The sequence below is a fragment of the Mesorhizobium sp. M1365 genome (genome assembly GCF_040317865.1).
Taxonomy (GTDB): Bacteria; Pseudomonadota; Alphaproteobacteria; order Rhizobiales; family Rhizobiaceae; genus Mesorhizobium.
Genome location: NZ_JAMYLG010000001.1, coordinates 52796 through 74377, shown reverse-complemented (window position 1 = coordinate 74377; position 21582 = coordinate 52796). Strand labels below are relative to the sequence as shown.

Genomic DNA, 21582 nt, shown 5'->3' with positions numbered 1-21582 from the left:
ACCTACCTGCCGTAGTACAAAGTGACCGTGTGCTTGGCCTCGGCGAAGAACAGCCAGCGCTCGACCAGCATTCCGGCGAGTTGGGCGATTGCGGCGAGTATCGACAGTGCTGCCGCATAGGGCCACGGCAAGGCGAACGCTGCGACCAGCAGCAACGCGGGCAAAGCAAATGCCAGCACCTGCGTGATCTGGCGGAGTTTAGCGCTGTGCTTGCGCGCAATGCGAAAACCCATCTCCTTGAGCAGATAGTTTTCCTCGGTATGCGGCCATTCCAGCGACCGCACCGTGCCGCCGGAAAGCCCGGTTGCGGTGTTGGCATTGGTCGGGATCTCCAGCCTGTCATTGTATCGCCAGGTCGCCAGCTTCAAACCCCAGCCGAGCGCGGTCAGCAACAGGGCACCCGCCAGAAGCATATTCGAGCCTGCGGCAAATCCCTGCAGCAGGGCGTTGAGCAGTACGCTGCCGGTCATCGCCGAAAAGACCAGGTAGGCGGGCAGGGTGAAGCGGCTGTGCCACTGGGCAATCGGCTTCAACGACGCGTAGATCATGCCGGTGGTGCAGACGGTTGCGACCGCGCCGATGGCAGCGAGCAGCCCGGCGACAGCCGCCCAGCCGCTCGTACGGCCGAGGACCACCCAGCCAATACCGAACAACCCCGCCGGCACGAAGGTGGCGACCGAGGCAACACCTTCGCGCGACAGCCATGAGCTACGCCATTGCGAGAAGGCACGCCAGGCGCGTTCGGGCCGGCCGAGATGGCCGGCCGACGACAGCAGGCCTGTCGAGATCAGGCCAAGCGCCAGCCCCATGCCGGTGAGGCCAAGCCAGAAATCGGGCGGGATAAAGCCCTGTCCAGCGAGCACGCCAAGCAGCGCGAGCAGGCCGTAACCGGCGCCCGTGGCCGTGGTGAAAAAGACGACGGAGAAGGCTGGATGCATGAAGGCACGGGTCAGTTCGAGAGCATGCGGTCGACCCAGCCGAGAAAGCCGCCTTCGGCCCGCACCGCTTCAAGCGCTGGCGCCGGCACCGATGCGGCGCGGGTGGTGTGGGCACGTGGCGGTAGATATTTGTTGGTCGGCTTATAGCCCATTTCCGGCATCAGATCGACACCGCCACGCTCGGCCACCAGTTGCGAGATAGCGGATGCCGGATCGCCCAGATCGCCAAAATGCCGCGCGCTGGTCGGGCAAGCAGCGACGCAGGCCGGCACGCGATCTTCTTCCGCCAGATTGTCGTTGTAGATGCGGTCGACGCACAACGTGCATTTCTTCATCACGCCGACATCGGTGTCGAACTCGCGCGCGCCATAGGGGCAGGCCCAGCTGCACAATTTGCAGCCGATGCATTTGTCCTCGTCGACCAGCACGATGCCATCCGACGCCCGCTTGTAGGAGGCGCCGGTCGGGCAGACCGTGACGCACGCCGGCGTCTCGCAGTGCAGGCAGGAGCGTGGGAAATTGACCGTGCGCCCACCCATCTCGGTCATGTGCTCATAACTGTGCACGCGGTTGAACCAGACGCCGTCGACATTGCCGCCATAGGGGTCGATGTCGGTTAGCGGCGCCATATGGCCGCCGGTGTTCCATTCTTTGCAGGCGGTAACGCAGGCCTGGCAGCCGACGCAGGTGTCGAGATCGATGACAAGGCCGAGCTTCTTGTCGGTATGGGCGGGAAGGCAAGTCATTCCGCGGCTTCTCTTTTCATGCGGAACTCGGCGCCGAAACTGAGCTTGTCGGGCGAGAGCTCAGAGTCCGGCAGCTGGCGGAACCGCTCGAACTGCGGTTCGGTGAAGCCCGCTTCCTCGGGCGCGCATTTGACGATGCGCACGCGCAGGTCGAACCATGCGGCCTGGCCCGTTACCGGGTCGGAATTCGAATAGCGTTTGCCGTTGGCATCGGCGGAGGTCTGGTCGCCGATGATGTGGTTGAGCAGGAAGCCGCGATTGGATTCGGCCGCGTCGTCCTTGAGCCCCCAGCTGCCGCGCCGTTTGCCGATCGCGTTCCAGGTCCACACCGTATCGGCGTTGACGCCGTCGGCCAGCTTGATCTGTCCTTTGACCTTGCCGTTGATGCTCTCGATCCAAACCCAATCGTCGTCGACAAGGCTGAGGCCGGCTGCCGTCCGGTAGTGCACGAACAGTCGGTTCTGGCTGGTGATCTGCCTTAGCCAGGCATTCTGCCCGCCCCAGGAATGGTACATGTGCATCGGCCGCTGCGTCAGCGCGTGCAGCGGATAGGCTTGGCTGTCGACCGCAGCCTCTTCGAAGGGCGCATACCAGAACGGCAGCGGATCCATATAGGTCTCGATGCGGCTGCGCTCCGCCTCCGGCGGCAGCACCCCGCCATGGCCGCGCGCCGCAAGGCGAAAGCGCTGCATCGGCTCCGAATAGAGTTGGAAGACGATCGGCTCGGCCTTCGGCATGAAGCCCATGCTCTCAGCCAATTCGAGATACGAGCGGTTGGCCATCTTGTAATAGCGCTGATCGGCGGCGAAATCCTGGTGCCAGAAGCCGCCATTATCTATGTAGCGCTGCAACTGGTCGGGATTGACCTCGCCCTTGCCGACCGAGGCCCCGTCCTTGCCGCGCCAGCCGGCGAGCGGACCGACACCTGGCGTGCGCTCGTGATTGACGATGTAGTCGGCATAGTCGCGGTATTTGGCGGAGCCGTCGTCATGAACGAAGCCGGGCAGACCGAGCCGCGCGCCGAGTTCGATCAGCACCGTCTGGAACGGCCTGACGTCGCGGTCCGGCTCGACGACCGGATGGCGGATGGCGTCGCCCGGACCGTCGGCATGGCTGATCGGCCGGTCGAGCAGACTGATACAGTCATGACGCTCGAGATAGGTGGTGTCCGGCAGCACCAGATCGGCAAAAGGCACGGTCTCGGCATAATAAGCGTCGGAATAGATGATGAACGGGATCTTGTACTCGCCCGACGCACCGATATCGGTCAGCATCGCCATCGTCTCGACCGTATTCATCGACGAGTTCCAGGCCATGTTGGACATGTACATAAACAGCGTGTCGATCTTGTAGGGATCGCCGGCCCAGGCGTTGCGGATAACCGTGTGCATGAGCCCGTGTGCGGCCAGCGGCGCATCCCAGGAGTAGGCCTTGTCGATACGAACAGGCTTGCCGCCTTCATCGATCAGCAGGTCCTCCGGTCCGCAGACGAAGCCGAGCGGCATGCCTTCGAGCGGTGTCATCGGCTTCACATTCTTGCCGGCGGGCATTGGACCCGGCGGCGCGGACCGCGGATAAGGCGGTTTGAAGCGGAAGCCGCCCGGCACGTCCACCGTGCCGAGAAGCACCTGAAGCAGATGAATGGCGCGGCAAGTGTGAAATCCGTTCGAATGGGCCGAGATGCCGCGCATCGCATGCATCGACACCGGGCGACCCTTGATGGTCTCGTGCCGGCGGCCGGCCCAGTCCGTCCAGGCCACCGGCAATTCGATTTGCTGTTCGAAGGCGACATGGGCGAGTTCTGCGGCAATGCGTCGGATGGTGTCGGCGGAGATGCCGCACCGGTCAGTGACGGCGTCCGGTGAATAGCTCTCGTCCAGATAACGGTCGGCGACAAGTTGGAAGACCGGCACGCAGCGGCGGCCGTCGACGAGAACGCTGCCGGTCAATGCGGGCTTCGCGTCGGCATCGCTGGCATTGACAGGCGTCTTCGCCACCCTGTCCCAAGCCAGCGGATTGCCGTCGCCATTGCGCATGAACAGCCCGTCATCGACAGCTCCAGGCTCCTGAACGACCAGGATGTGGGCATTGGTGTAGCGCAAGAGGTACTCGAGATCGATGCGGCCAGCCTTCAGCAATTCATGGATGAGGGCGAATACGAACAGGCCGTCGGTGCCGGGCCGGATGCCGATCCAGTCGTCGGCAATTGCATTATAGCCGGTGCGGCAGGGATTGATTGAAACCACCTTGGCGCCGCGCGCCTTGAGCTTGCCGAGTCCGATCTTGATCGGATTGGAATCATGGTCTTCGGCAACCCCGAACAGCATGAAATATTTGGTGTTGTCCCAGTCGGGCTCGCCGAACTCCCAGAACGAGCCGCCAATCGTGTAGAGGCCGCCGGCCGCCATATTGACCGAGCAGAAGCCGCCATGGGCGGCGAAGTTCGGCGTGCCGAACTGGCTCGCCCACCAGCCGGTCAGCGATTGCGACTGGTCGCGCCCGGTGAAGAAGGCAAGTTTCTTCGGATCGGTTCGGCGGATGTTCGAAAGCCGTTCTGTCGCGATCGACAAAGCTTCCTCCCACTCAATCTCGCGGAACTCGCCCGAGCCGCGCGGGCCGGTGCGCAGTAGCGGCTTCTTCAGCCGGGCCGGGCTGTAATGCTGCATGATGCCGGCGCTGCCCTTGCCGCACAGCACACCGCGGTTGACCGGGTGATCCTTGTTGCCGTTGATGTAGCGGACCTTGCCGTCTTTGATATGGACGTCGATGCCGCAGCGGCAGGCGCACATATAGCAGGTGGTCTTGGCGATGCTGTCGGAGACATCAGGCGACGTATCGACACCATCGCGTTCAGCGGGCGCGCGCGTATCGGCAAGCGGCCGTTGTGATGGTGCCGAATTGGCTCCGCGCAGCAGGTTGTTGGTCATGATCCGGTGATGCTCTTGCGCTCCGCTAACTTGGCTCTCGTCTTCGGACCTGGGCCGCGCATGTAATGCTCTTCCGGCCGATAGCGTTCACCCAAGAGCCGCCACCGCAGGCTGCGGGTCCAGTGCGCAAACACGGATTTGAACCGCCCCACCAATTCTACCTCGACTGCTCTGGCGCGACTTTTTTCCAATTTCGGGCCAAAATTTAGAACAAAGCGACCGATCTGTCTAACAACTTGCTCTTGTAGTTCCAATCGGATTTGCTTCTTAGTATCGGAATGACCCTGGACCAGTTGCGGATCTTCGTCGCCGTCGCCGAACGGGCGCACATGACCAAAGCGGCCGAGTTGCTGGGCATCTCACAGTCGGCCGCATCCGCCGCGATCCGCTCGCTCGAACAGCAGCATGGCGTCCAGTTGTTCAACCGCGTCGGCCGCAACATCGAGCTCGCCGAGACCGGACGCCGATTCTTGCCCGAAGCCAAGGCGGTCCTCGAGCGGGCTGCGGCGGCCCACAATGTGCTGGAGCATGTCTCGCAGACGATATCAGGCAGTCTCTCGATAGCTGCCAGCCAGACCATCGCCAGCTATTGGCTGCCGCGCCGGCTCGCCTCTTTCCACGAAGCCTATCCTGCCGTCAGGCTGAGCGTGAGCATTGGCAACACCAGGCAGGTCGAGACCAATGTACTTGATGGCGCAGCCGATTTTGGCCTGGTCGAGGGGCGCACCGAATCCGACATTTTGCGGCGTGCCAAGGTCGATATCGATCGCATGATGCTGGTCGTGGCGCGCTCGCACCCGGAGATCGCGGAAGTTTCGCCTGGACATCCCGACCTTGGCGGGCTTCGCTGGATCATCCGCGAAGGCGGGTCGGGCACGCGCGAGGCATTGGAGGACCTTGCCCGACGCGACGGGGTTTCGTTCGCGGACCTGCAGATATTCCTGGTATTGCCGAGCAATGAGGCTATTCGCCAGGCGGTCGAGGCCGGAGCCGGCGCCAGCATCATCTCGGAACTCGTCGTCGCCCGCGCGGTCGCCGAAGGCAGCCTGCGTTCTGTGCCGGTCGATCTGCCGAAGCGCGAATTTGCCATGATCACGCATCGCGACCGGCAGCCAAGCCTGGCCCAGATGGCGCTCAAGGCGCATCTTGGCGGCAAAGCTGAGAGAGCCGCGCCGCTTTAAGCCGATCAGCCGAACTTCCGCTGCGCGTCGAGCGCCAGCCCAAGCCCGACCGAGCCGAACACATCGCCTTCGATTACCGACGCCTGCGGCACCAGCGCCAGGATCTGCTGCCTGGCCAGCGGGATCGCGGTCGATCCGCCGGTCAGGAACACCGCGGTGATGTCCGAGGCCTTCACCTGTGCGTCGCGGATGGTCTGCTCGACCGTAGCCGCAACACGCTCAATGTCCCTGGCTATGGTGGCTTCGAGACCCTTGCGCGTGATTTCTGCCGTGAACCTCACCTCGGGCAGCGCGACGTCGACATCGGCCGACGATCGGTCCGTCAGCTTGATCTTGGCCTTTTCGACCAGCGCCGCCAGCGCGTGGCCGTAACGATGCTCGACGATGTGGATGAAGCGGTCGACCAGGTCTGCGTGCTCCGCCTCATAGCGGATCTGGCGCAGATGCGTCATCGCCCTCGCGGTATAGACCAGGTTGATGCGCTGCCACGTCGCCAGGTCGATGAAGTAGCTCGCCGGCAGATTACGTTTGCCATCCTTGGTCGGTGAGAGATAGCCGAGCTGCGGCATCACATGGGCGATGCTCAGCAGCCGGTCGAAGTCGGTGCCGCCGATGTGGATGCCGCGGCTGGCCAGGATGTCGTCCTTGCGGTCAAGCGAGCGGGCGCGCTCGGGCGAGACCCGCACGATTGAGAAGTCGGACGTGCCGCCGCCCATGTCGACGATCAGCGCCAGTTCCTCGCGCGTCACCTTTTGTTCGTAGTCGAGCGCCGCGGCAATCGGTTCGAACTGGAAGGCGATCTGCTTGAAGCCGTGGGCACGAGCGGCGTTTTCGAGTTCGTGCTCCGCCTTGGCGTCGGCCTCGGCATCGTCGTCGACGAACTGCACGGGCCGTCCCAGCACGACGCTGTCGACCGCGTCATGGGCTTCTTCTTCCAGCTTCTTTTTCAGATGGCCGACGAACAGGCCGACAATCTCCATGAAGCCGATCGAGCGCGCCTTGATGCGCGTCTTTTCGTGGGCGAGCGAGCTGCCGAGCACACTCTTCAACGAGCGCATCAGGCGGCCTTCGATACTGTCCGTATAATTGGCAAGGGCGCGTCGCCCGAAATAGGTGTGGTTGTCCTCGAAATTGAAGAATACCGCACTGGGCAGCGTGACCTGGCCGTCTTCCAACGCCACCAGCCGCGGCTGCCCGTTCCTGACCACGCTTACGGTGGAATTCGAAGTGCCGAAGTCGATCCCGGCGAATGCTGGTCGCATCGTGCGTTCCTGTATTTCTGATTTGGGGAGCAGCAGCTCGTGTCCGGTCGGGCCGGGGGTCGCGGTCTAACCCATACCCTCGGAAAGGGAAACCACTTTTACGAGAGTTCAGTCTTTCCTGAACACCAGTCTTCCGAGCCAGCCGGTCAGCATGGCAAGCGATACGGCAAAGACACCGTAGAGGAAGGAATAGTCGTGCGCGACGCGGAAGATCGACTGTTCGAAACCGGACTTGCGGATTTCGAGCTGGGCGGAGCTTTCCTTGATGAACAAGCCGCTCTTGAACAGGAAGGCGCGGGCCTTATGGGTGCCGACCGGAACGTTTGGGGCGAGCCTGACGGTGGCGCGGAACAGGTTCTGCGACAGGAACTGCACACCGCCGACATTCTCGCTGTAGAGGCCGGTCGCCGCCTTGCGTTCGCGCAGCGCGGCGGTGAACTCCTCGATTGTCGCCGGGCTGTCCTCCGCGTCGGCCGGCTGCAAATAGAGGTTGGAGGCGCCAAGCGACAGCTGCTTGTAGCTGTTCGGATCGGTGACGTCCTGCAGCGGCCGCGTCGTCGCCACCGAATAGGAGACAGGTACGTTTTTGAAGGTCTCCGACTCCAGATTGACCCAGACGCCGAGCACCCGGTCCTTGCGGCGCACGACAACCGGCCGAGCCGGGCCTTCCAGCACGACGATCACGTCGTAGCGCCCTTGCCGCGCGACAAGCGGATCGGCATTTTCCAGTGAGCCGAAAATGGTCAGGTCGGCGCCGGAAAAGCCGGCGGTAATCGAGACATTGTCGGTGGAAAGGCCGATCTGGATGTTTTCGGTTAGTGGCGCCTGCGCCTTCGCCGGTGGCGCAGCAGCCAGCAGCGACAGCAAGACGGCGGCCGCGAGCGTCCTTAGGCCGGCCATCAGCTCAGGCCCACGCCGGACAGAGAATAGAGATTGGGCGGCGTGACGAAAAGATCGATGGCAAGCCGGATGGCTACCGCCAGCACGAGCAGCGCCAGCAGTGCCCTGAGTTGCTCGCCCCGCAGCCTCTGACCAGCCTTGGCGCCATATTGCGCGCCGGCGACGCCGCCTGCCATCAACAGGAAGGCGAGCATGACGTCGACCGTCTGATTGGTGGTGGCGTGGACCAGCGTGGTGTAAGCCGAGGTGAAGATGATCTGGAACAGCGAGGTGCCGATGACGACGTTGGTCGGCACTTTCAAAAGGTAGATCAGGGCCGGCACCATGATGAAGCCGCCGCCGACGCCCATGATCGAGGACAGGAAGCCAATCGCCGCGCCCAGCCCAAGCACCGGAATGACGCTGACGAAGAGCTTCGAGGCCCTGAACCGCATCTTCAGCGGCAGGCGGTGGATCCAATTATGCTGGCCGGATTTCTTCAACACCGGTGCGGCGCCGCTGCGAGTAGCGCGCAGCGCATTGACGCTCTCGACCAGCATCAGTCCGCCGACGGTGCCGAGCAGCACGACGTAGAGCAGCGAGATGAACAGGTCGAGCTGGCCGAGCCGGCGCAGGAGCGCAAAGACATAGATACCACCAGTCGAGCCGACGATGCCGCCGGCTAAAAGCACGCCCCCAAGCTTGAAGTCGAGCGTGCCGCGCTTCATGTGCGACAGGGCGCCGGAGAAGGAGGAAGCGATGACCTGGTTGGCGCCGGTGGCGACCGCGATTGCCGGCGGTATGTTGTAGAAGATCAGCAGTGGCGTAATGAGAAAGCCGCCGCCCACGCCGAACATGCCCGACAGGAAACCCACCGCCGCACCCATGGCCAGCAGCACGAAGATGTTGACGGAAATTTCCGCGATCGGGAGATAGATGCCCACCCGTCAGTCTCGATTAGTTTGCCTCCTGGCGAATGCAACCGTTGCGGGCATTTTGCGTCAGAAGGCTATCTCGTTCTTGCGCCGGCCGGGCCGTGAAGTCAAACTTCGCCGCACCGCCGAAACAAAAAACAACTCAATCAGTTAACAGGCAAATCTGTGGCAAGGGCGTCGCGGAAACGACGCATCCGCCGTTATTTACGCGCAAGCAGCGCCTTGACCAGCTTTTCGTCAATCGCGCCGGTTGCCTTCATATCGTTGTCGGCCTGGAAGGCCATGATCGCGTTCTTGGTTTTCTGGCCCATCATGCCGTCGGGATTGCCGGCCTCGTAGCCGTTCTTGTTGAGAATGCGCTGGATGTTCTGGACCGCTTTCTTCATGTCGATGCCGGCGGTCGTCTGCGGTGTGCCGTCCTGCCACGATTCAGGAACGTCGGCCGAATTGGCGGCTGGATCGAGCGGCTTGGCCTTCCACAGTTCAGCCTGGGCCCGCGCACGCTCCAGCTGCTCGGGCCTCAGCGCCTTGGCGATCTCGTCGCGCTTGGCCGCCGCATCCTTGTCGCCGGTCTTGGCGACGAGTGCGAACCATTTGTAGCTCTCCTCGAGGTTCTGCTTCATGCCGACGCCCTTCGCCGCGAGGATGCCGAGATTGAACTGGCTATCCTTGACGCCGAGATCCGCCGCCGCCTGGAACCAGCGCGCTGCCGATTCATTGTCGGTCACGCCATCCGCCGCCATCGCAAACAGCACGGCAAGATTGTGCATCGCGCTGGCATTGCCCTGCGCTGCGGCAAGCTGGTACCAGGTTTTCGCTTTCTTGATGTCGCGTGCGACGCCGATGCCCTTCTCGTAGAAATTGCCGATGCGGTATTCTGCCGGCGCGAAACCGAGTTCGGCAGCTTTCTCATACCATTTGGCCGCCGCCGCCATGTCTTCTTTGACGCCGCGAGACTCGGCGTAGCGCGAGCCGATCTCGAACAGCGCCTTGGCGTCGCCGCCCGCCGCGGCATCGCGCAGGGCGGCCGGACCGGCATCGGCCGGAACGTCGATCTTGGCAACGCCTGCCGCGGCAGCATCCGCCGGTGGCACCGTGCCGGTCGAGTCCTGCGTCGCAGCGGTGGCTATAGCAGGCGCGGCAGCCATTGGCTCGGCGTCGCTGGCCGTCGCCGCTGCCGGCGTGGGCACTGCGGCCGCGGAGTCTTGCGCCACCAGGTCAGCGGGCTCCGCGGAAGCCGAGGGCGCCGTCGATGTCTCGGCTGCCGGTGTAGCGGGGCCGGTTTGCGCCGCCGTGTCGTCCTTGGTCATCGATGCGGATGGCTCTGCCTGCCTGACGGTGGGCGACGGCGCGCTCTCCTGTGGTGTCGTCTGCGCGTCCGCCTTCGGCTCGCTGGCAACGCTGGCCAAATTGGTTTCCACCGGCTGTACGGCCACGGCCGGTGCCGCCTCATTGTTGGTGACTTCGACCGGGTCGGAGAAGAAGGCTTTGCCCAGTTGCAGGCCGGCAAGCGCCAGCATGATGGCGATTGCCCCCATCAGGATCGGCTTGCGCCGCGCCTTGAGCAGGTCGCCGATCCTGAGTGCCTTGACCGGGCCTTTCATCGTCGACTGGCGCTTGAGGGCGTCCGCCTCGGCAGCCGCCGCTTGCGCAGCCCGTCTGGCTGCCGCAATGAAGTCCGATTTTGCCGCCTCAGCGCCGCCTTCCCGGGTCGGCTGCCCGCGCTCGTCGCGCACGCGCTTCATGATGGCGCTGAGGTCGGGTGCGCCGGAGCCGGGTTCCAGTGGCCGGTTGGCGAGCTTGGGGTCGAGGGGCTCGTCGAGATCGACGCTCGGTATCTCGGCGCTCTGCGCCGAGCCTGCAAGCGGCGGCATCTCGGCGTCCTTCTTGCCCTTCAAGGCGCGCGCCAGCCCGCCTAACATCGATTTCCTGCCGCCGCCTTGCTCGGATTTTTCACGCGTCGTGTCTGAACCGAGAGCCGCCAGGGCTGCTGCGGCGGCGGCCTCGGCTGGCGTACGCGGACCTGGCTCGTCGCGGACGAGCGCCGCGGCGCGGCCGTCGAGATCGGCCATGCTGCCTGTCAACGGCAGCGGCTGGTCGAGGTCCATCGACGGTGCGTCCTGTACCGAGATCTTGGATGGCCGGCCGAAACGCTTGCTCAACTCCGCGCTTGCCGGTTCGCCCGTCTCCAATGAACCAAGCCTGTCAACGATCTTGAGCAGCGTATCGTGGATAGCCTCGAACGTTCTCGAATTGCGCTCGTCCGAACGCCGCGTCAGTGCCTCGAGCGTCTTCAGGTCCTGGGCGAGGCCGGTAACGGCCGCCGTGTTGGCGCTTGATCCGGCCAGTGAGCGGACGGCGCTCTCAGCCGCCTCGCGCGCCGCGCCGAGGATGGAATCGCGGGTTCCGGCCAGCGACTTCTCGATTTCGTTGAGACGCGGGCTGATGTCGTCGAATTCCGGCAGCGGCGTGCCAGGCTTGGAAAGATGCGCCGTCAGGCCGGCGACCTGCGCTTCAAGGCTGCGGATCAACGCCGGGTCGATGCTGGCGACCTGTGCCGCGGACGAATCCAGCCGGCTTGAGATGTCTTCGAGCCGGCTCTCCAGGCCACGGATCGCCGCCTCGTTGGCGGGATCTGGAACGCGCGTCTCAATCCGCTTGGCCAGCGCGGTGAAGCGGGCGTCGATGGCATCCATGATGCCGGCGCTATCGACCTGCGGCATGCGCTGGTCCAGCCTGTCGGCGACCTCGTCCAACCGGCGCTCAAGGTCGCGAAACAGCATGTTGCCTTGTTCGATTGCGTCGCCCTGGCGACGTTCCATCATGCTGGACAGCACGTCGAAGCGCTGCTCGAGCCCCTGGAAGATGTAGTCGGCGTCGGGCATGGCAGGTGCGTCGTCGATCTTGTCGGCAATAAGCGCGACTTGCCTGGCAAGGCGCTCCATCGCCTGTTCCGGCAGATTGGCTCGGCCGGCCAGTTCATCCACGCGGCTCGACAATGTGTTGAGACGGTCGATGACCTCCCGACCCGGACGATCCTGCGACACTTCTTCGATTTGCTGGGCCAGTGAATCGATCCGCTTCTCGATGCGTTCGAAGGGCTCGGGGTCGAACGAATTGGCTTGCGCGGCAACCGTCGAGGCGACGATCGCGCGGGAAATCTCGTCGAGCCGCTCGTCGATCTGACTGAATGTGTCGCCGCCGCGATTGTCCTGCTGGCGGGCGAAATGGTCGACCGCTCCGGCAAGCGTGCGGACCTTTTCCTCGAGCGAGCGCAGCGACAGCGATTCCGGCAGATTGCTGACGGCATTGCTGATCTGTTCGAGCCGCTCCGTTAGCGCCGACAGGCCGGGTGCATCGGAACGCTTGCGCTGATCGGCCTCGACGCGATCCTCGAAAGCGTTCCAGCGGCGGTCGAAATCGTCCCAGCGGCGTCCGACCGCCTGCACGCTCTCCTCGCGCGCCAGCGTATCGAGCGCGGCTTTGACCTGCTCAAGCTCGAGCCGCAGCATATTGTCGCTTCTGTCGTCGCTTTTTTCGGCCAGTGTCTGGATGGCGCCGGAAAGCCGCTCGAATTCGACGCTGAGTTCGGCGCTGCCTTTGCCGCCGCCATTTGACTGGAAGGCTCGCTCAATATTCTTGCGCAGTACCTCGAACTCGCGTTGCAGGCCGGAGGTCATCTGCTGGCGCAACTCTTCGCGCAGGCCGCGCAATTCGCCGGCGATCTTGCCGGCTAGGGCGACGCCGTCCTCCTGGCCCCGCACCCGGTCGATATCGCGGGCGATCGCCTGGTAATTCTGGTCGAAAGCCGCTGCTGGACCTTTCGGCCGCTGCGCGCGTGGATCCTCATACCGGCGCTGCTGGCCATAGGGTTGGGCGCTGGGATAGCGTGGTTCTGCCGCTGGTCGGCGCGGATCGGCGTGGCTTGCCGTCTCCTCGCGCGTCCGCTCCAGCCGCTGCTCCAGAGTTTCCAGGGAGCGGTTGAGCTCTTCAAGCGTCGTGTGCGGCCGGCGTTGCCTGCCGGCGTTGAGTGTATCGAGGTAGGACCGCTTGCTGTTCATCAATGCGCCCGTTTCAGAATTGCTGGCTTTCACCAGGTTCCCAAAGTCCTGCCGGGACGAAGGCGACTGCTTGGCTTGTTGCAGTGGAAGACGAGCTTCCCGGTCTCATCCGCGCTCCGAAAAACCGTGAAAAATTCAGTACAGGATAGACACGGGTAACCGACATGCGCACATTTCGCCCCAACGTGGTAAACAACGCGTTAACCAAGCTTAAGAAGTTGCAACTTTGTCGGCTGGCTGCCGACGGCGCGGGTGTCTTTTTTGAACGCGCAAAAGACGTTGTAGAATTTTGATCAGCCGCATGATCGCTCCCGAAATCGGCAACGACCTTTTAGGTTGTCCGCTGGTGCTGCGGCATAAAGTTGCAAGACCAGAACACTCTTGCGTGCTGAGGCGGCTATCGATATAGAATTGACGTAAACGTAAATGAGCGGATTACGCCGTTTGCGATTTGTTTGTTGAAACCACGAGTGGAAGCACGCCCCCGCTTTCACTCAGGCGACGCAAGGTCGGCGACCGCGATGCCACCAGACGGGGAAAGCCAGTGACCATGAAACTTATTTCGCCCGGCCAAGCCGCGGCCAACACCAACGATATGTCGAGCGAAGCCGGTGAAGAGCTTGTCCGCATCGGCGAAATGGCCAAGAAATACGGAGTGACGCTGCGTACGCTGCGTTTCTACGAGGACAAGGGTCTGCTCAACCCGCAGCGCGACGGCTCGACCCGTCTTTATACACGCCGCGACAGGGCCCGGCTGAAGCTGATCCTGCTTGGCCGCAAGGTCGGGTTCTCGCTGCGTGACGTCAAGCAGATGATGGACCTCTACGATCCGAACGGCTCCAACACCAAGCAATTGCGGCTGGCGCTCGACAAGTCGGAGAAGCAGCTTGCCCGCCTGCAGAAGCAGCGGGCACTGATCGACGATGCCATCAGCGAACTGAGTGCTTCGATGTCGACCGTCCGGCAAATGCTGATCGAGCGCTCGACGCCGCAGGCCAGTGTGGCGAGCTAAACTAAGCTTCGATTTGTGACGAATAGGAGCCGCGCGGCTTTCGCTGCGCGGTTCTTCGTCGTTTGCCGCGCTTTGTCGTTTGTCGTCCTGGCGCGCGGGAGAAAATTTGCCGCAGCGCAGAATTGACGTTTACGCAAACGTCAATATTTGTTATCTCGACCACAACGTTGGTCCGTCTGCCATCCTCATATGCTGGGGCTGAGTTCGGGGCCAAGACCGCATGGTGGAGGAAACGCATGCCGATCTACAGAGCGCCGGTCCGGGACACGCTGTTCGTGCTGAACGAAGTGCTGGGATATCAGCGTTATTCCAATCTTCCCGGATTTTCCGACGCCACACCGGATGTGCTCGAGGCCATCCTTGCCGAGGGCGCGAAGCTCGCCGAAAACGTGATGCAGCCGCTGAACCGCGTTGGCGACGTGGAAGGCTGCATGCGCCATGACGACGGTTCGGTAACGACGCCGAAAGGCTTCAAGGAAGCTTTCGACCAGTATCGCGAAGGCGGCTGGATGGGGCTCGCGGCACCTGTCGAGTTTGGCGGGCAAGGCTTGCCCTACGCGGTGCACACTGCGGTTGCCGAATACATGGTGTCGGCCAATATGTCGCTGATGATGTATGCCGGCCTGACGCAAGGCGCGATCGCTGCGATCATCACCCATGGCACCAAAGAGCAGAAGGCAACATGGTTGCCGAAGCTGGTCGAGGGCGCCTGGACCGGCACCATGAACCTGACCGAGCCACACTGCGGAACCGATCTTGGCTTGCTGCGCACCAAGGCCGTCCCAAATGGCGACGGCACCTACAGGATCTCCGGTCAGAAGATCTTCATCTCTGCCGGCGAGCATGACATGTCGGACAATATCGTCCACCTTGTGCTGGCCCGTATCGAGGGCGCGCCGGATGGCGTGAAGGGCATCTCGCTGTTCATCGTGCCGAAGCTCAAGCTCGATGCCTCAGGCAATCCGGACGAGAAGAACACCGTCTCCTGTGGCTCGATCGAGCAGAAGATGGGTATCCATGGCAACTCGACCTGCGTCATGAATTACGACGACGCTGAAGGCACGCTGCTCGGCGAGGCCAATGGCGGGCTGAAAGCAATGTTCACCATGATGAATGAGGCGCGGCTTGGCGTCGGCCTGCAGGGCCTCTCGCTATCGGAGGTCGCCTATCAGAATGCGGTTTCCTACGCCAAGGATCGTCTGCAGGGCCGCTCGCTGTCAGGGCCGAAGGCGCCGGACAGGAAGGCCGATCCGATCATCGTCCATCCGGACATCCGCCGCAGCCTGATGACCATGAAGGCTTTCAACGAGGCCGGCCGCGCGCTGGCGCTGTGGACGGCGATCAAGTCCGACATCGCTCACCGCTCCGGAGACGACAAAGATCGCCAGGTCGCAGACGACTACACCGGCCTGATGACGCCGGTGGTCAAAGGCGTGCTCACCGACAAGGGGTTCGATCATGCGGTAATGGCGCAGCAGGTCTTCGGCGGCCACGGCTATATAGAAGAGCACGGCATGAGCCAGTTCGTCCGCGATGCGCGCATCGCCATGATCTATGAGGGTGCCAACGGCATCCAGGCGCTCGACCTCGTCGGCCGCAAGCTGGCCTTGAATGGCGGCCGCGCGGTCCAGGCTTTCTTTAAGGAAGTCGGAGAGTTCTGCGAGGAAAACCGCACCGACGAGACGATGGCGCCCTTCACCAAGGCGCTTAAAAAGGGCCTCAACGATCTGCAGGCGGCGACGATGTGGCTGGTGCAGAACGGCATGGCCAAGCCCGATAACGCCGGTGCCGCCTCGACCGATTACATGCATCTCTTCGGCCTGGTGGCGCTGGGCTATATGTGGGCGCAGATGGCCAGGGTGGCCGCAGCGAAATTGGCGAATGGCGCCGACGGCGCTTCGTCTTTCTACGACAACAAGCTGGTGACGGCGCGCTTCTTCATAGAGCGGATCATGCCGGAGACGTCGGCGCATCTTGCCCGCATCTCCAGCGGTGCCGACACATTGATGGCACTGCCGGCGGAAGCGTTCTAGCTTCGGCGTTCCCCTCCCCCTCGAGGGGAGGGTGGCCCGAAGGGCCGGGAGGGGTCCTGCGTGCAGTGCGCCGACCTCCATTCTGGTGCATGCCCTGTGAGGAAAATGATCGCAATGCCGTGGCACATGGCGCAGGTTGTAAAAGATAAGGTCGAGCAAGTCATCGGCGACCCCACCCGGCCGCTTCGCGGCCACCCTCCCCTCGAGGGGGAGGGGAACGTCGGCGCGAGGGAGAAACCATGACCCACCCCGCCGAAATCCTTGGCCTTCCCAAGCCCGCCTGGGCGGCGGACGAGGTCGGCATGCTTTACGACATGGCGCACCGCTTCATGTCGGAAGAGATCGCGCCGCGTTACGACGAGTTCGAGAAGAACGAAATGGTCGACCGCGAGAGCTGGCTGAAGGCGGGTGCTGCCGGCCTGCTGTGCGCCTCGATGCCGGAGGAATATGGCGGATCGGGCGGCACCTTCGCGCATGAGAGCGCCATTATCGAGGCGATCGGCCATGTCGGCGTCGACGGGTTCGGCATTGGCCTGCACAATTCGATCGTTGCCCCCTATATCCTCCACTACGGCTCGGAGGAGCAGAAGAAGAAGTGGCTGCCGAGGCTGGCGAGCGGCGAGCTGATCGGCGCCATCGCCATGACCGAGCCCGGTGCGGGCTCCGACCTTCAGGGCGTCAAGACGCGCGCCGAAAAGGACGGCAACCAGTACAAGCTCAACGGCTCGAAGACCTTTATCACCAACGGCCAGCTCGCCAATTTCATCATCGTCGTTGCCAAGACCGATCCTGAGAAGGGCGCCAAGGGCATCTCGCTGATCGTCGTCGAGACCGACGAGCTGGAGGGTTTCGAGCGCGGCCGCAACCTCGACAAGATCGGCCTCAAGGCCAACGACACGTCGGAACTGTTCTTCAACGACGTACGTGTGCCGACCTCGAACCTGCTCGGCAACCACGAAGGCCAGGGCTTCGTCCAGTTGATGCAACAATTGCCGCAGGAGCGGCTGCAGATCGGCACCACTGCTATTGCCATGGTCGAGCGGGCGCTGGCGCTTACCATCGACTACGTCAAGGAGCGCAAGGCCTTCGGCAAGGCCATCATCGAATTCCAGAACACCCAGTTCAAGCTTGCCGAATTGAAGACCGAGGCGACCATCGGCCGCGTCTTCTATAATGACTGCGTTGCCCGCCACATTAACGGCGGCCTCGACCCGGTGACCGCTTCGATGGCCAAATACTGGCTGTCAGACCTGCAAGGAAAAGTCGTCGACGAATGCCTTCAATTGCATGGCGGCTATGGCTACATGAATGAATATCCGATTGCGCGCATGTTCCGCGACGCCCGCGTCCAGCGCATCTACGGCGGCACCAACGAGATCATGAAATTGCTGATCGGGCGCTCGCTCTGAGCGAGTTTCAGCAAACCCAAGGAGCAGGAAAATGGCCGAAGCTTATGTCTATGATGCCGTGCGCACGCCGCGCGGCAGGGGCAAGAAGGATGGCTCTCTGCACGAAGTGCCGGCGGTGCGGCTCGGCGCCAAGGTGCTCGAGGCCATCCGCGACCGCAACGGGCTGGACACCGGTACCGTCGACGACATCATCTTCGGCTGTGTCGATCCGGTTGGCGAGGCGGGTGCGGTCATTCCACGTGCCGCCGCTTTCGAGGCCGGCTACGACACCAAGGCGCCTGGCATGCAGATATCGCGTTTCTGCGCCTCGGGCCTCGACGCCATCAATTTCGGCGCCGCCAAGATCGCGCAGGGCGCCGACGAGGTCGTCATCGCCGGTGGCGTCGAATCGATGTCGCGCGTCGGCATGGGCGCCTCCGGCGGCGCCTGGTTCATGGACCCATCGGTCGGCCTACCCGGCTGGTTCGTGCCGCAAGGAATCTCGGCCGACCTGATCGCCACCAAATACGGCTTTTCGCGCGACGACGTCGATGCCTACGCAGTCGAAAGCCAGAAGCGTGCCGCCAAGGCGTGGGGCGAGGGCCGCTTCAAGAATTCGGTGATCTCGGTCAAGGACCAGAACGGCCTGACCATCCTCGACCATGACGAACATATGCGGCCCTCGACCGACATGCAGTCGCTTGCCGCGCTCAACCCGTCCTTCGTCATGCCCGGCGAAATGGGCGGCTTCGACGCCGTCGCCGTGCAGAAGCATCCCGAGGTGGAACAGGTCAACCACGTCCACCATGCCGGCAATTCCTCCGGCATCGTCGATGGCGCGGCGGTCGTGCTGCTCGGCTCGAAAAAGGCGGGAAAGACGCTCGGCCTCAAGCCGCGCGCACGCATCCGTGCGTTCGCCAACATCGGCTCCGAACCGGTGCTGATGCTGACCGGCCCCGTCGACGTCACCGAGAAGCTGTTGAAGCGGGCGAAGATGAAGCTGTCGGACATCGACCTGTTCGAGCTCAACGAGGCCTTCGCTTCGGTGGTGCTGCGCTACATGCAGGCTTTCGACATTCCGCATGACCGGATCAACGTCAATGGTGGGGCCATCGCCATGGGCCATCCGCTCGGCGCCACCGGTGCGATGATTTTCGGTACGGTGCTGGACGAATTGGAACGCCGCGACCTCAACACCGCGCTGGTGACGCTTTGCATCGGCGCCGGCATGGGCACTGCAACGATCATCGAACGCGTCTGACGGAGAGAGATGATGAGCTACACCAATTTCACCCTCGACATCGACGCCGACGGCATTGCGCTGGTCACCTGGGACATGCCGGACCGTTCGATGAACGTCTTCACCGAGGAGGTGATGCTCGAACTGAATACCATCGTCGACAAAGTGGCGAGCGATGCAGCGATAAAGGGCGCGGTGATCACCTCCGGCAAGGATACGTTCTCGGGCGGCGCCGACATCACCATGCTGCAGAAGATGCTGGCGACCCTTGCCGCCGACAAGGCGAAGGACCCGGAGAAGGCGACCAAGGCCCTGTTCGACAATGCGGGCACCATGAACGGCCTGTTCCGCAAGCTGGAAACTTCGGGAAAGCCATGGGTTTCGGCGATCAACGGCACATGCATGGGTGGCGCGTTCGAATTGTCGCTCGCCTGCCATGGCCGTGTCGCGGCCGATTCAGACAAAGTGAGGATGGCGCTTCCCGAAGTGAAGATCGGCATTTTTCCGGGCGCCGGCGGCACCCAGCGCGTGCCGCGGCTGACCGACCAGCAGCAGGCGCTGCAAATGCTGACGTCCGGCCAGACGCTGTCGCCTCAGAAGGCCAAGTCGATGGGCCTGATCCATGAGATTGCCGAGCCGGACAAGCTGGTCGAAACCGCCAAGGCGATGATCAGGAACGGCTTGAAACCGGTGGCGCCATGGGATGAAAAGGGCTTCAAGCTGCCCGGCGCCCCGATCTATTCGGTGGCCGGTGCCAATCTGTGGCCCCCGGCCATCGCCATTCTGCGCCGCGAGACCTATGGCAATTATCCCGCCGCTGCCGCCATCCTGAAATGCGTTTACGAGGGCTTGTTGGTGCCGTTCGACACCGCCCTGCGGATCGAGCAACGCTATTTCACCGAGATTATGCAGACCAGGGAAGCGGCAGCGATGATCCGTTCGCTGTTCGTGTCGCTCCAGGAACTGAACAAGGGCGCGCGCCGCCCGGCCGGTGTGCCGGAAACGAAGTTCAAGAAGATCGGCGTACTCGGCGCCGGCTTCATGGGCGCTGGCATTGCCTATGTGACGGCCAAGGCCGGCATTCCGGTGGTGCTGCTCGACCGTGACATGGAGTCCGCCGCCAAGGGCAAGGCGCATTCCGAGACCCTTATCTCGGATCAGGTGAAAAAGGGCCGTGCCAAGCCGCAGGACAAGGATCGGTTGCTGTCGCTGATCACGCCGACGGCCGATTACGCGGATCTTGCCGGCTGCGATCTTGTGGTCGAGGCGGTGTTCGAGGACTCGGCCGTCAAGAAGGATGCCACCGAACAGGCCGAGGCTGTGCTCAAGCAGTCGGCGATCTTCGCCTCGAATACGTCGACCATACCGATCACATCGCTGGCCAGGAATTCGGCGCGGCCAAAGAATTTCATCGGCATCCACTTCTTCTCGCCGGTCGACAAGATGATGCTGGTCGAGATCATCCTCGGCAAGAAGACCGGCGACAAGGCGCTGGCCACCGCAATCGACTTCGTCCGCGCCATCAAGAAGACGCCGATCGTTGTCAACGATACGCGCGGTTTTTACGTCAATCGCTGCGTACTGCGCTACATGTCGGAAGCCTACAAGATGCTGATCGAAGGTGTTCCGGCGTCGATGATCGAGAATGCGGCGAAAGCCGCCGGCATGCCGGTCGGTCCTCTGGCGTTGACCGACGAGACCGCGATCGACCTTGCCCAGAAGATCATGAAGCAGACCATGCGCGATCTCGGCGACAAGGCGGTCGATCCGAAGCAGATGGCGCTGATCAACACGATGGTCGACACGCATGGTCGCTTGGGCCGCAAGAACAGCAAGGGCTTCTATGACTATCCGGCAAAACCGGCCAAGAAGAAGCTGTGGCCAGACCTCAGGGATCTCTACCCGCAGCTGGCGCCGGAGCAGGTGGATTATGAGGAACTGAAGCAGCGGCTGCTGGTCACCATCGCGCTTGAGGCGGTACGGGTGATGGAAGAGGGCATCGTTACCGACCCACGCGAGGCCGATGTCGGCTCGATCCTGGCCTTCGGCTTCGCGCCCTATACAGGCGGTGCACTGTCCTACATCGACGGCATCGGCGCTAAGAAATTCGTCAAACTCGCCAAGCGCCTGCAGAAGAAATACGGCACCGAGTTCAAGGCGCCGAAGCTGCTGCTTGATATGGCCGAGAAGGGCGAGACCTTCTACGAGCGCTTCGATCCCTATACCAGGGACGAGGCCAAGGAGGCGGCCTGACGCCGTCTTCGGCGGTGGACAAGATGGCGGCCAAGGGGTAGAACAGGGAAGGTATTTTTTCCTGTTTCGAAGGAAGAGCAAGGTGCTCTCGCACGACCGCGTTTGGGCCGCCATCGACGCTCTTGCCGAGCGTTATTCGCTTTCGGCCTCTGGACTGGCCAAGCGCGCTGGCCTCGACTCGACCGCCTTCAACAAATCGAAGCGGCTGTCCTCAGATGGACGGCCGCGCTGGCCGTCGACCGAATCGCTGGCCAAGATCATTGAGGCGACCGGCGCCTCGCTGGACGAATTTGCGGGGCTGGTCGAGGGTCGGGGTAATTCCGGCGCACTACCCGTGCAGAGATCGTCGGTGCCGCTGCTCGGCTTCGCCCAGGCGGGCGCCGGTGGCTTCTTCGACGACGCCGGGTTCCCAGCGGGGCAGGGATGGGACCTTATCGAGCTTCCGGCACGGGCAACCGAAACCTCCTATGCCTTGAAGGTCCAGGGCGATTCCATGCTGCCGCTCTATCGCAATGGCGATGTCCTGATCGTCGAGCCAGGGGCTACCATACGAAAGGGTGATCGCGTCGTCGTCAAGACCAATGCCGGCGAGGTGATGGCCAAGGTGCTCGACCGCCAGACACCGAGGTCGATCGCGCTGGTCTCCCTCAATCCCGATCACCCGGACCGCGACATCCCCATGCACAATATCGAATGGGTGGCGCGGATTGTCTGGGCAAGCCAGTAG

The 21582-nt window shown here is 62.9% G+C and carries 14 protein-coding genes; 7 read left to right on the top strand and 7 right to left on the bottom strand.

The window, feature by feature from the left end:
* Positions 1–2: 2 nt before the first annotated feature.
* From NKH04_RS00315 to NKH04_RS00305, 3 genes are read right to left on the bottom strand one after another with little or no spacing between them, the layout of a single operon-like run.
* Complete coding sequence (locus NKH04_RS00315; protein WP_352613905.1) at positions 3–938, bottom strand: dimethyl sulfoxide reductase anchor subunit family protein; 936 nt, start codon at positions 936–938, stop codon at positions 3–5.
* Positions 939–949: 11 nt separating this feature from the next.
* Positions 950–1684, bottom strand: coding sequence for a 4Fe-4S dicluster domain-containing protein (locus tag NKH04_RS00310; protein WP_352470094.1), 735 nt, complete (start codon positions 1682–1684; stop codon positions 950–952).
* Positions 1681–4611 carry a molybdopterin oxidoreductase family protein gene (locus NKH04_RS00305; RefSeq protein WP_353043904.1) on the bottom strand — a complete coding sequence of 977 codons (2931 nt, stop codon included), beginning with the start codon at positions 4609–4611 and terminating at the stop codon, positions 1681–1683. Before NKH04_RS00305 ends, NKH04_RS00310 begins: the two co-directional genes overlap by 4 nt.
* A gap of 278 nt (positions 4612–4889) precedes the next feature.
* On the opposite strand from NKH04_RS00305, the gene NKH04_RS00300 reads away from it, so the two are divergent.
* Positions 4890–5792 (top strand): LysR substrate-binding domain-containing protein, encoded by a 903-nt coding sequence (locus NKH04_RS00300; protein ID WP_353043903.1) that lies wholly within the window; start codon positions 4890–4892, stop codon positions 5790–5792.
* A gap of 5 nt (positions 5793–5797) precedes the next feature.
* On the opposite strand, the gene NKH04_RS00295 is transcribed toward NKH04_RS00300, so the two are convergent.
* From NKH04_RS00295 to NKH04_RS00280, 4 genes are all read right to left on the bottom strand, one after another.
* Entirely contained in the window at positions 5798–7054 is a 1257-nt protein-coding gene (locus tag NKH04_RS00295) for an Hsp70 family protein (protein WP_353043902.1), read from the bottom strand.
* A 108-nt stretch (positions 7055–7162) separates the two neighbouring features.
* Complete coding sequence (locus tag NKH04_RS00290; RefSeq protein ID WP_352448631.1) at positions 7163–7954, bottom strand: TIGR02186 family protein; 792 nt, start codon at positions 7952–7954, stop codon at positions 7163–7165.
* Positions 7954–8877: a sulfite exporter TauE/SafE family protein gene (locus NKH04_RS00285; RefSeq protein WP_023676949.1), complete on the bottom strand. Its 924-nt coding sequence runs from the start codon at positions 8875–8877 to the stop codon at positions 7954–7956. The genes NKH04_RS00290 and NKH04_RS00285 overlap by 1 nt, the downstream gene beginning before the upstream one ends.
* 191 nt (positions 8878–9068) lie before the next feature.
* Positions 9069–12929, bottom strand: coding sequence for a peptidoglycan-binding protein (locus NKH04_RS00280; protein WP_353043901.1), 3861 nt, complete (start codon positions 12927–12929; stop codon positions 9069–9071).
* A gap of 550 nt (positions 12930–13479) precedes the next feature.
* On the opposite strand from NKH04_RS00280, the gene NKH04_RS00275 reads away from it, so the two are divergent.
* From NKH04_RS00275 to NKH04_RS00250, 6 genes are all read left to right on the top strand, one after another.
* Complete coding sequence (locus NKH04_RS00275; protein WP_023677331.1) at positions 13480–13941, top strand: MerR family transcriptional regulator; 462 nt, start codon at positions 13480–13482, stop codon at positions 13939–13941.
* Positions 13942–14177: 236 nt separating this feature from the next.
* Positions 14178–15974 (top strand): acyl-CoA dehydrogenase, encoded by a 1797-nt coding sequence (locus NKH04_RS00270; RefSeq protein WP_352470099.1) that lies wholly within the window; start codon positions 14178–14180, stop codon positions 15972–15974.
* Between the two features lie 239 nt (positions 15975–16213).
* A complete protein-coding gene (locus tag NKH04_RS00265; RefSeq protein WP_353011848.1) occupies positions 16214–17383 on the top strand; it encodes an acyl-CoA dehydrogenase family protein in 1170 nt (389 codons plus the stop codon).
* Between the two features lie 31 nt (positions 17384–17414).
* Positions 17415–18623, top strand: a complete 1209-nt coding sequence (locus tag NKH04_RS00260) for an acetyl-CoA C-acetyltransferase (RefSeq protein ID WP_352685715.1) — start codon at positions 17415–17417, stop codon at positions 18621–18623.
* Positions 18624–18635: 12 nt separating this feature from the next.
* A complete protein-coding gene (locus NKH04_RS00255) occupies positions 18636–20855 on the top strand; it encodes a 3-hydroxyacyl-CoA dehydrogenase NAD-binding domain-containing protein (protein WP_353043900.1) in 2220 nt (739 codons plus the stop codon).
* An 82-nt stretch (positions 20856–20937) separates the two neighbouring features.
* Positions 20938–21582 carry a S24 family peptidase gene (locus tag NKH04_RS00250; RefSeq protein WP_352995600.1) on the top strand — a complete coding sequence of 215 codons (645 nt, stop codon included), beginning with the start codon at positions 20938–20940 and terminating at the stop codon, positions 21580–21582.

Bases quoted from the DNA above. Each gene is read 5' to 3' on its own strand.
- NKH04_RS00315 (WP_352613905.1), bottom strand. From the start codon at position 938: ATGCATCCAGCCTTCTCCGTCGTCTTTTTCACCACGGCCACGGGCGCC.
- NKH04_RS00310 (WP_352470094.1), bottom strand. From the start codon at position 1,684: ATGACTTGCCTTCCCGCCCATACCGACAAGAAGCTCGGCCTTGTCATC.
- NKH04_RS00305 (WP_353043904.1), bottom strand. From the start codon at position 4,611: ATGACCAACAACCTGCTGCGCGGAGCCAATTCGGCACCATCACAACGG.
- NKH04_RS00300 (WP_353043903.1), top strand. From the start codon at position 4,890: ATGACCCTGGACCAGTTGCGGATCTTCGTCGCCGTCGCCGAACGGGCG.
- NKH04_RS00295 (WP_353043902.1), bottom strand. From the start codon at position 7,054: ATGCGACCAGCATTCGCCGGGATCGACTTCGGCACTTCGAATTCCACC.
- NKH04_RS00290 (WP_352448631.1), bottom strand. From the start codon at position 7,954: ATGGCCGGCCTAAGGACGCTCGCGGCCGCCGTCTTGCTGTCGCTGCTG.
- NKH04_RS00280 (WP_353043901.1), bottom strand. From the start codon at position 12,929: ATGAACAGCAAGCGGTCCTACCTCGATACACTCAACGCCGGCAGGCAA.
- NKH04_RS00275 (WP_023677331.1), top strand. From the start codon at position 13,480: ATGAAACTTATTTCGCCCGGCCAAGCCGCGGCCAACACCAACGATATG.
- NKH04_RS00270 (WP_352470099.1), top strand. From the start codon at position 14,178: ATGCCGATCTACAGAGCGCCGGTCCGGGACACGCTGTTCGTGCTGAAC.
- NKH04_RS00265 (WP_353011848.1), top strand. From the start codon at position 16,214: ATGACCCACCCCGCCGAAATCCTTGGCCTTCCCAAGCCCGCCTGGGCG.
- NKH04_RS00260 (WP_352685715.1), top strand. From the start codon at position 17,415: ATGGCCGAAGCTTATGTCTATGATGCCGTGCGCACGCCGCGCGGCAGG.
- NKH04_RS00255 (WP_353043900.1), top strand. From the start codon at position 18,636: ATGAGCTACACCAATTTCACCCTCGACATCGACGCCGACGGCATTGCG.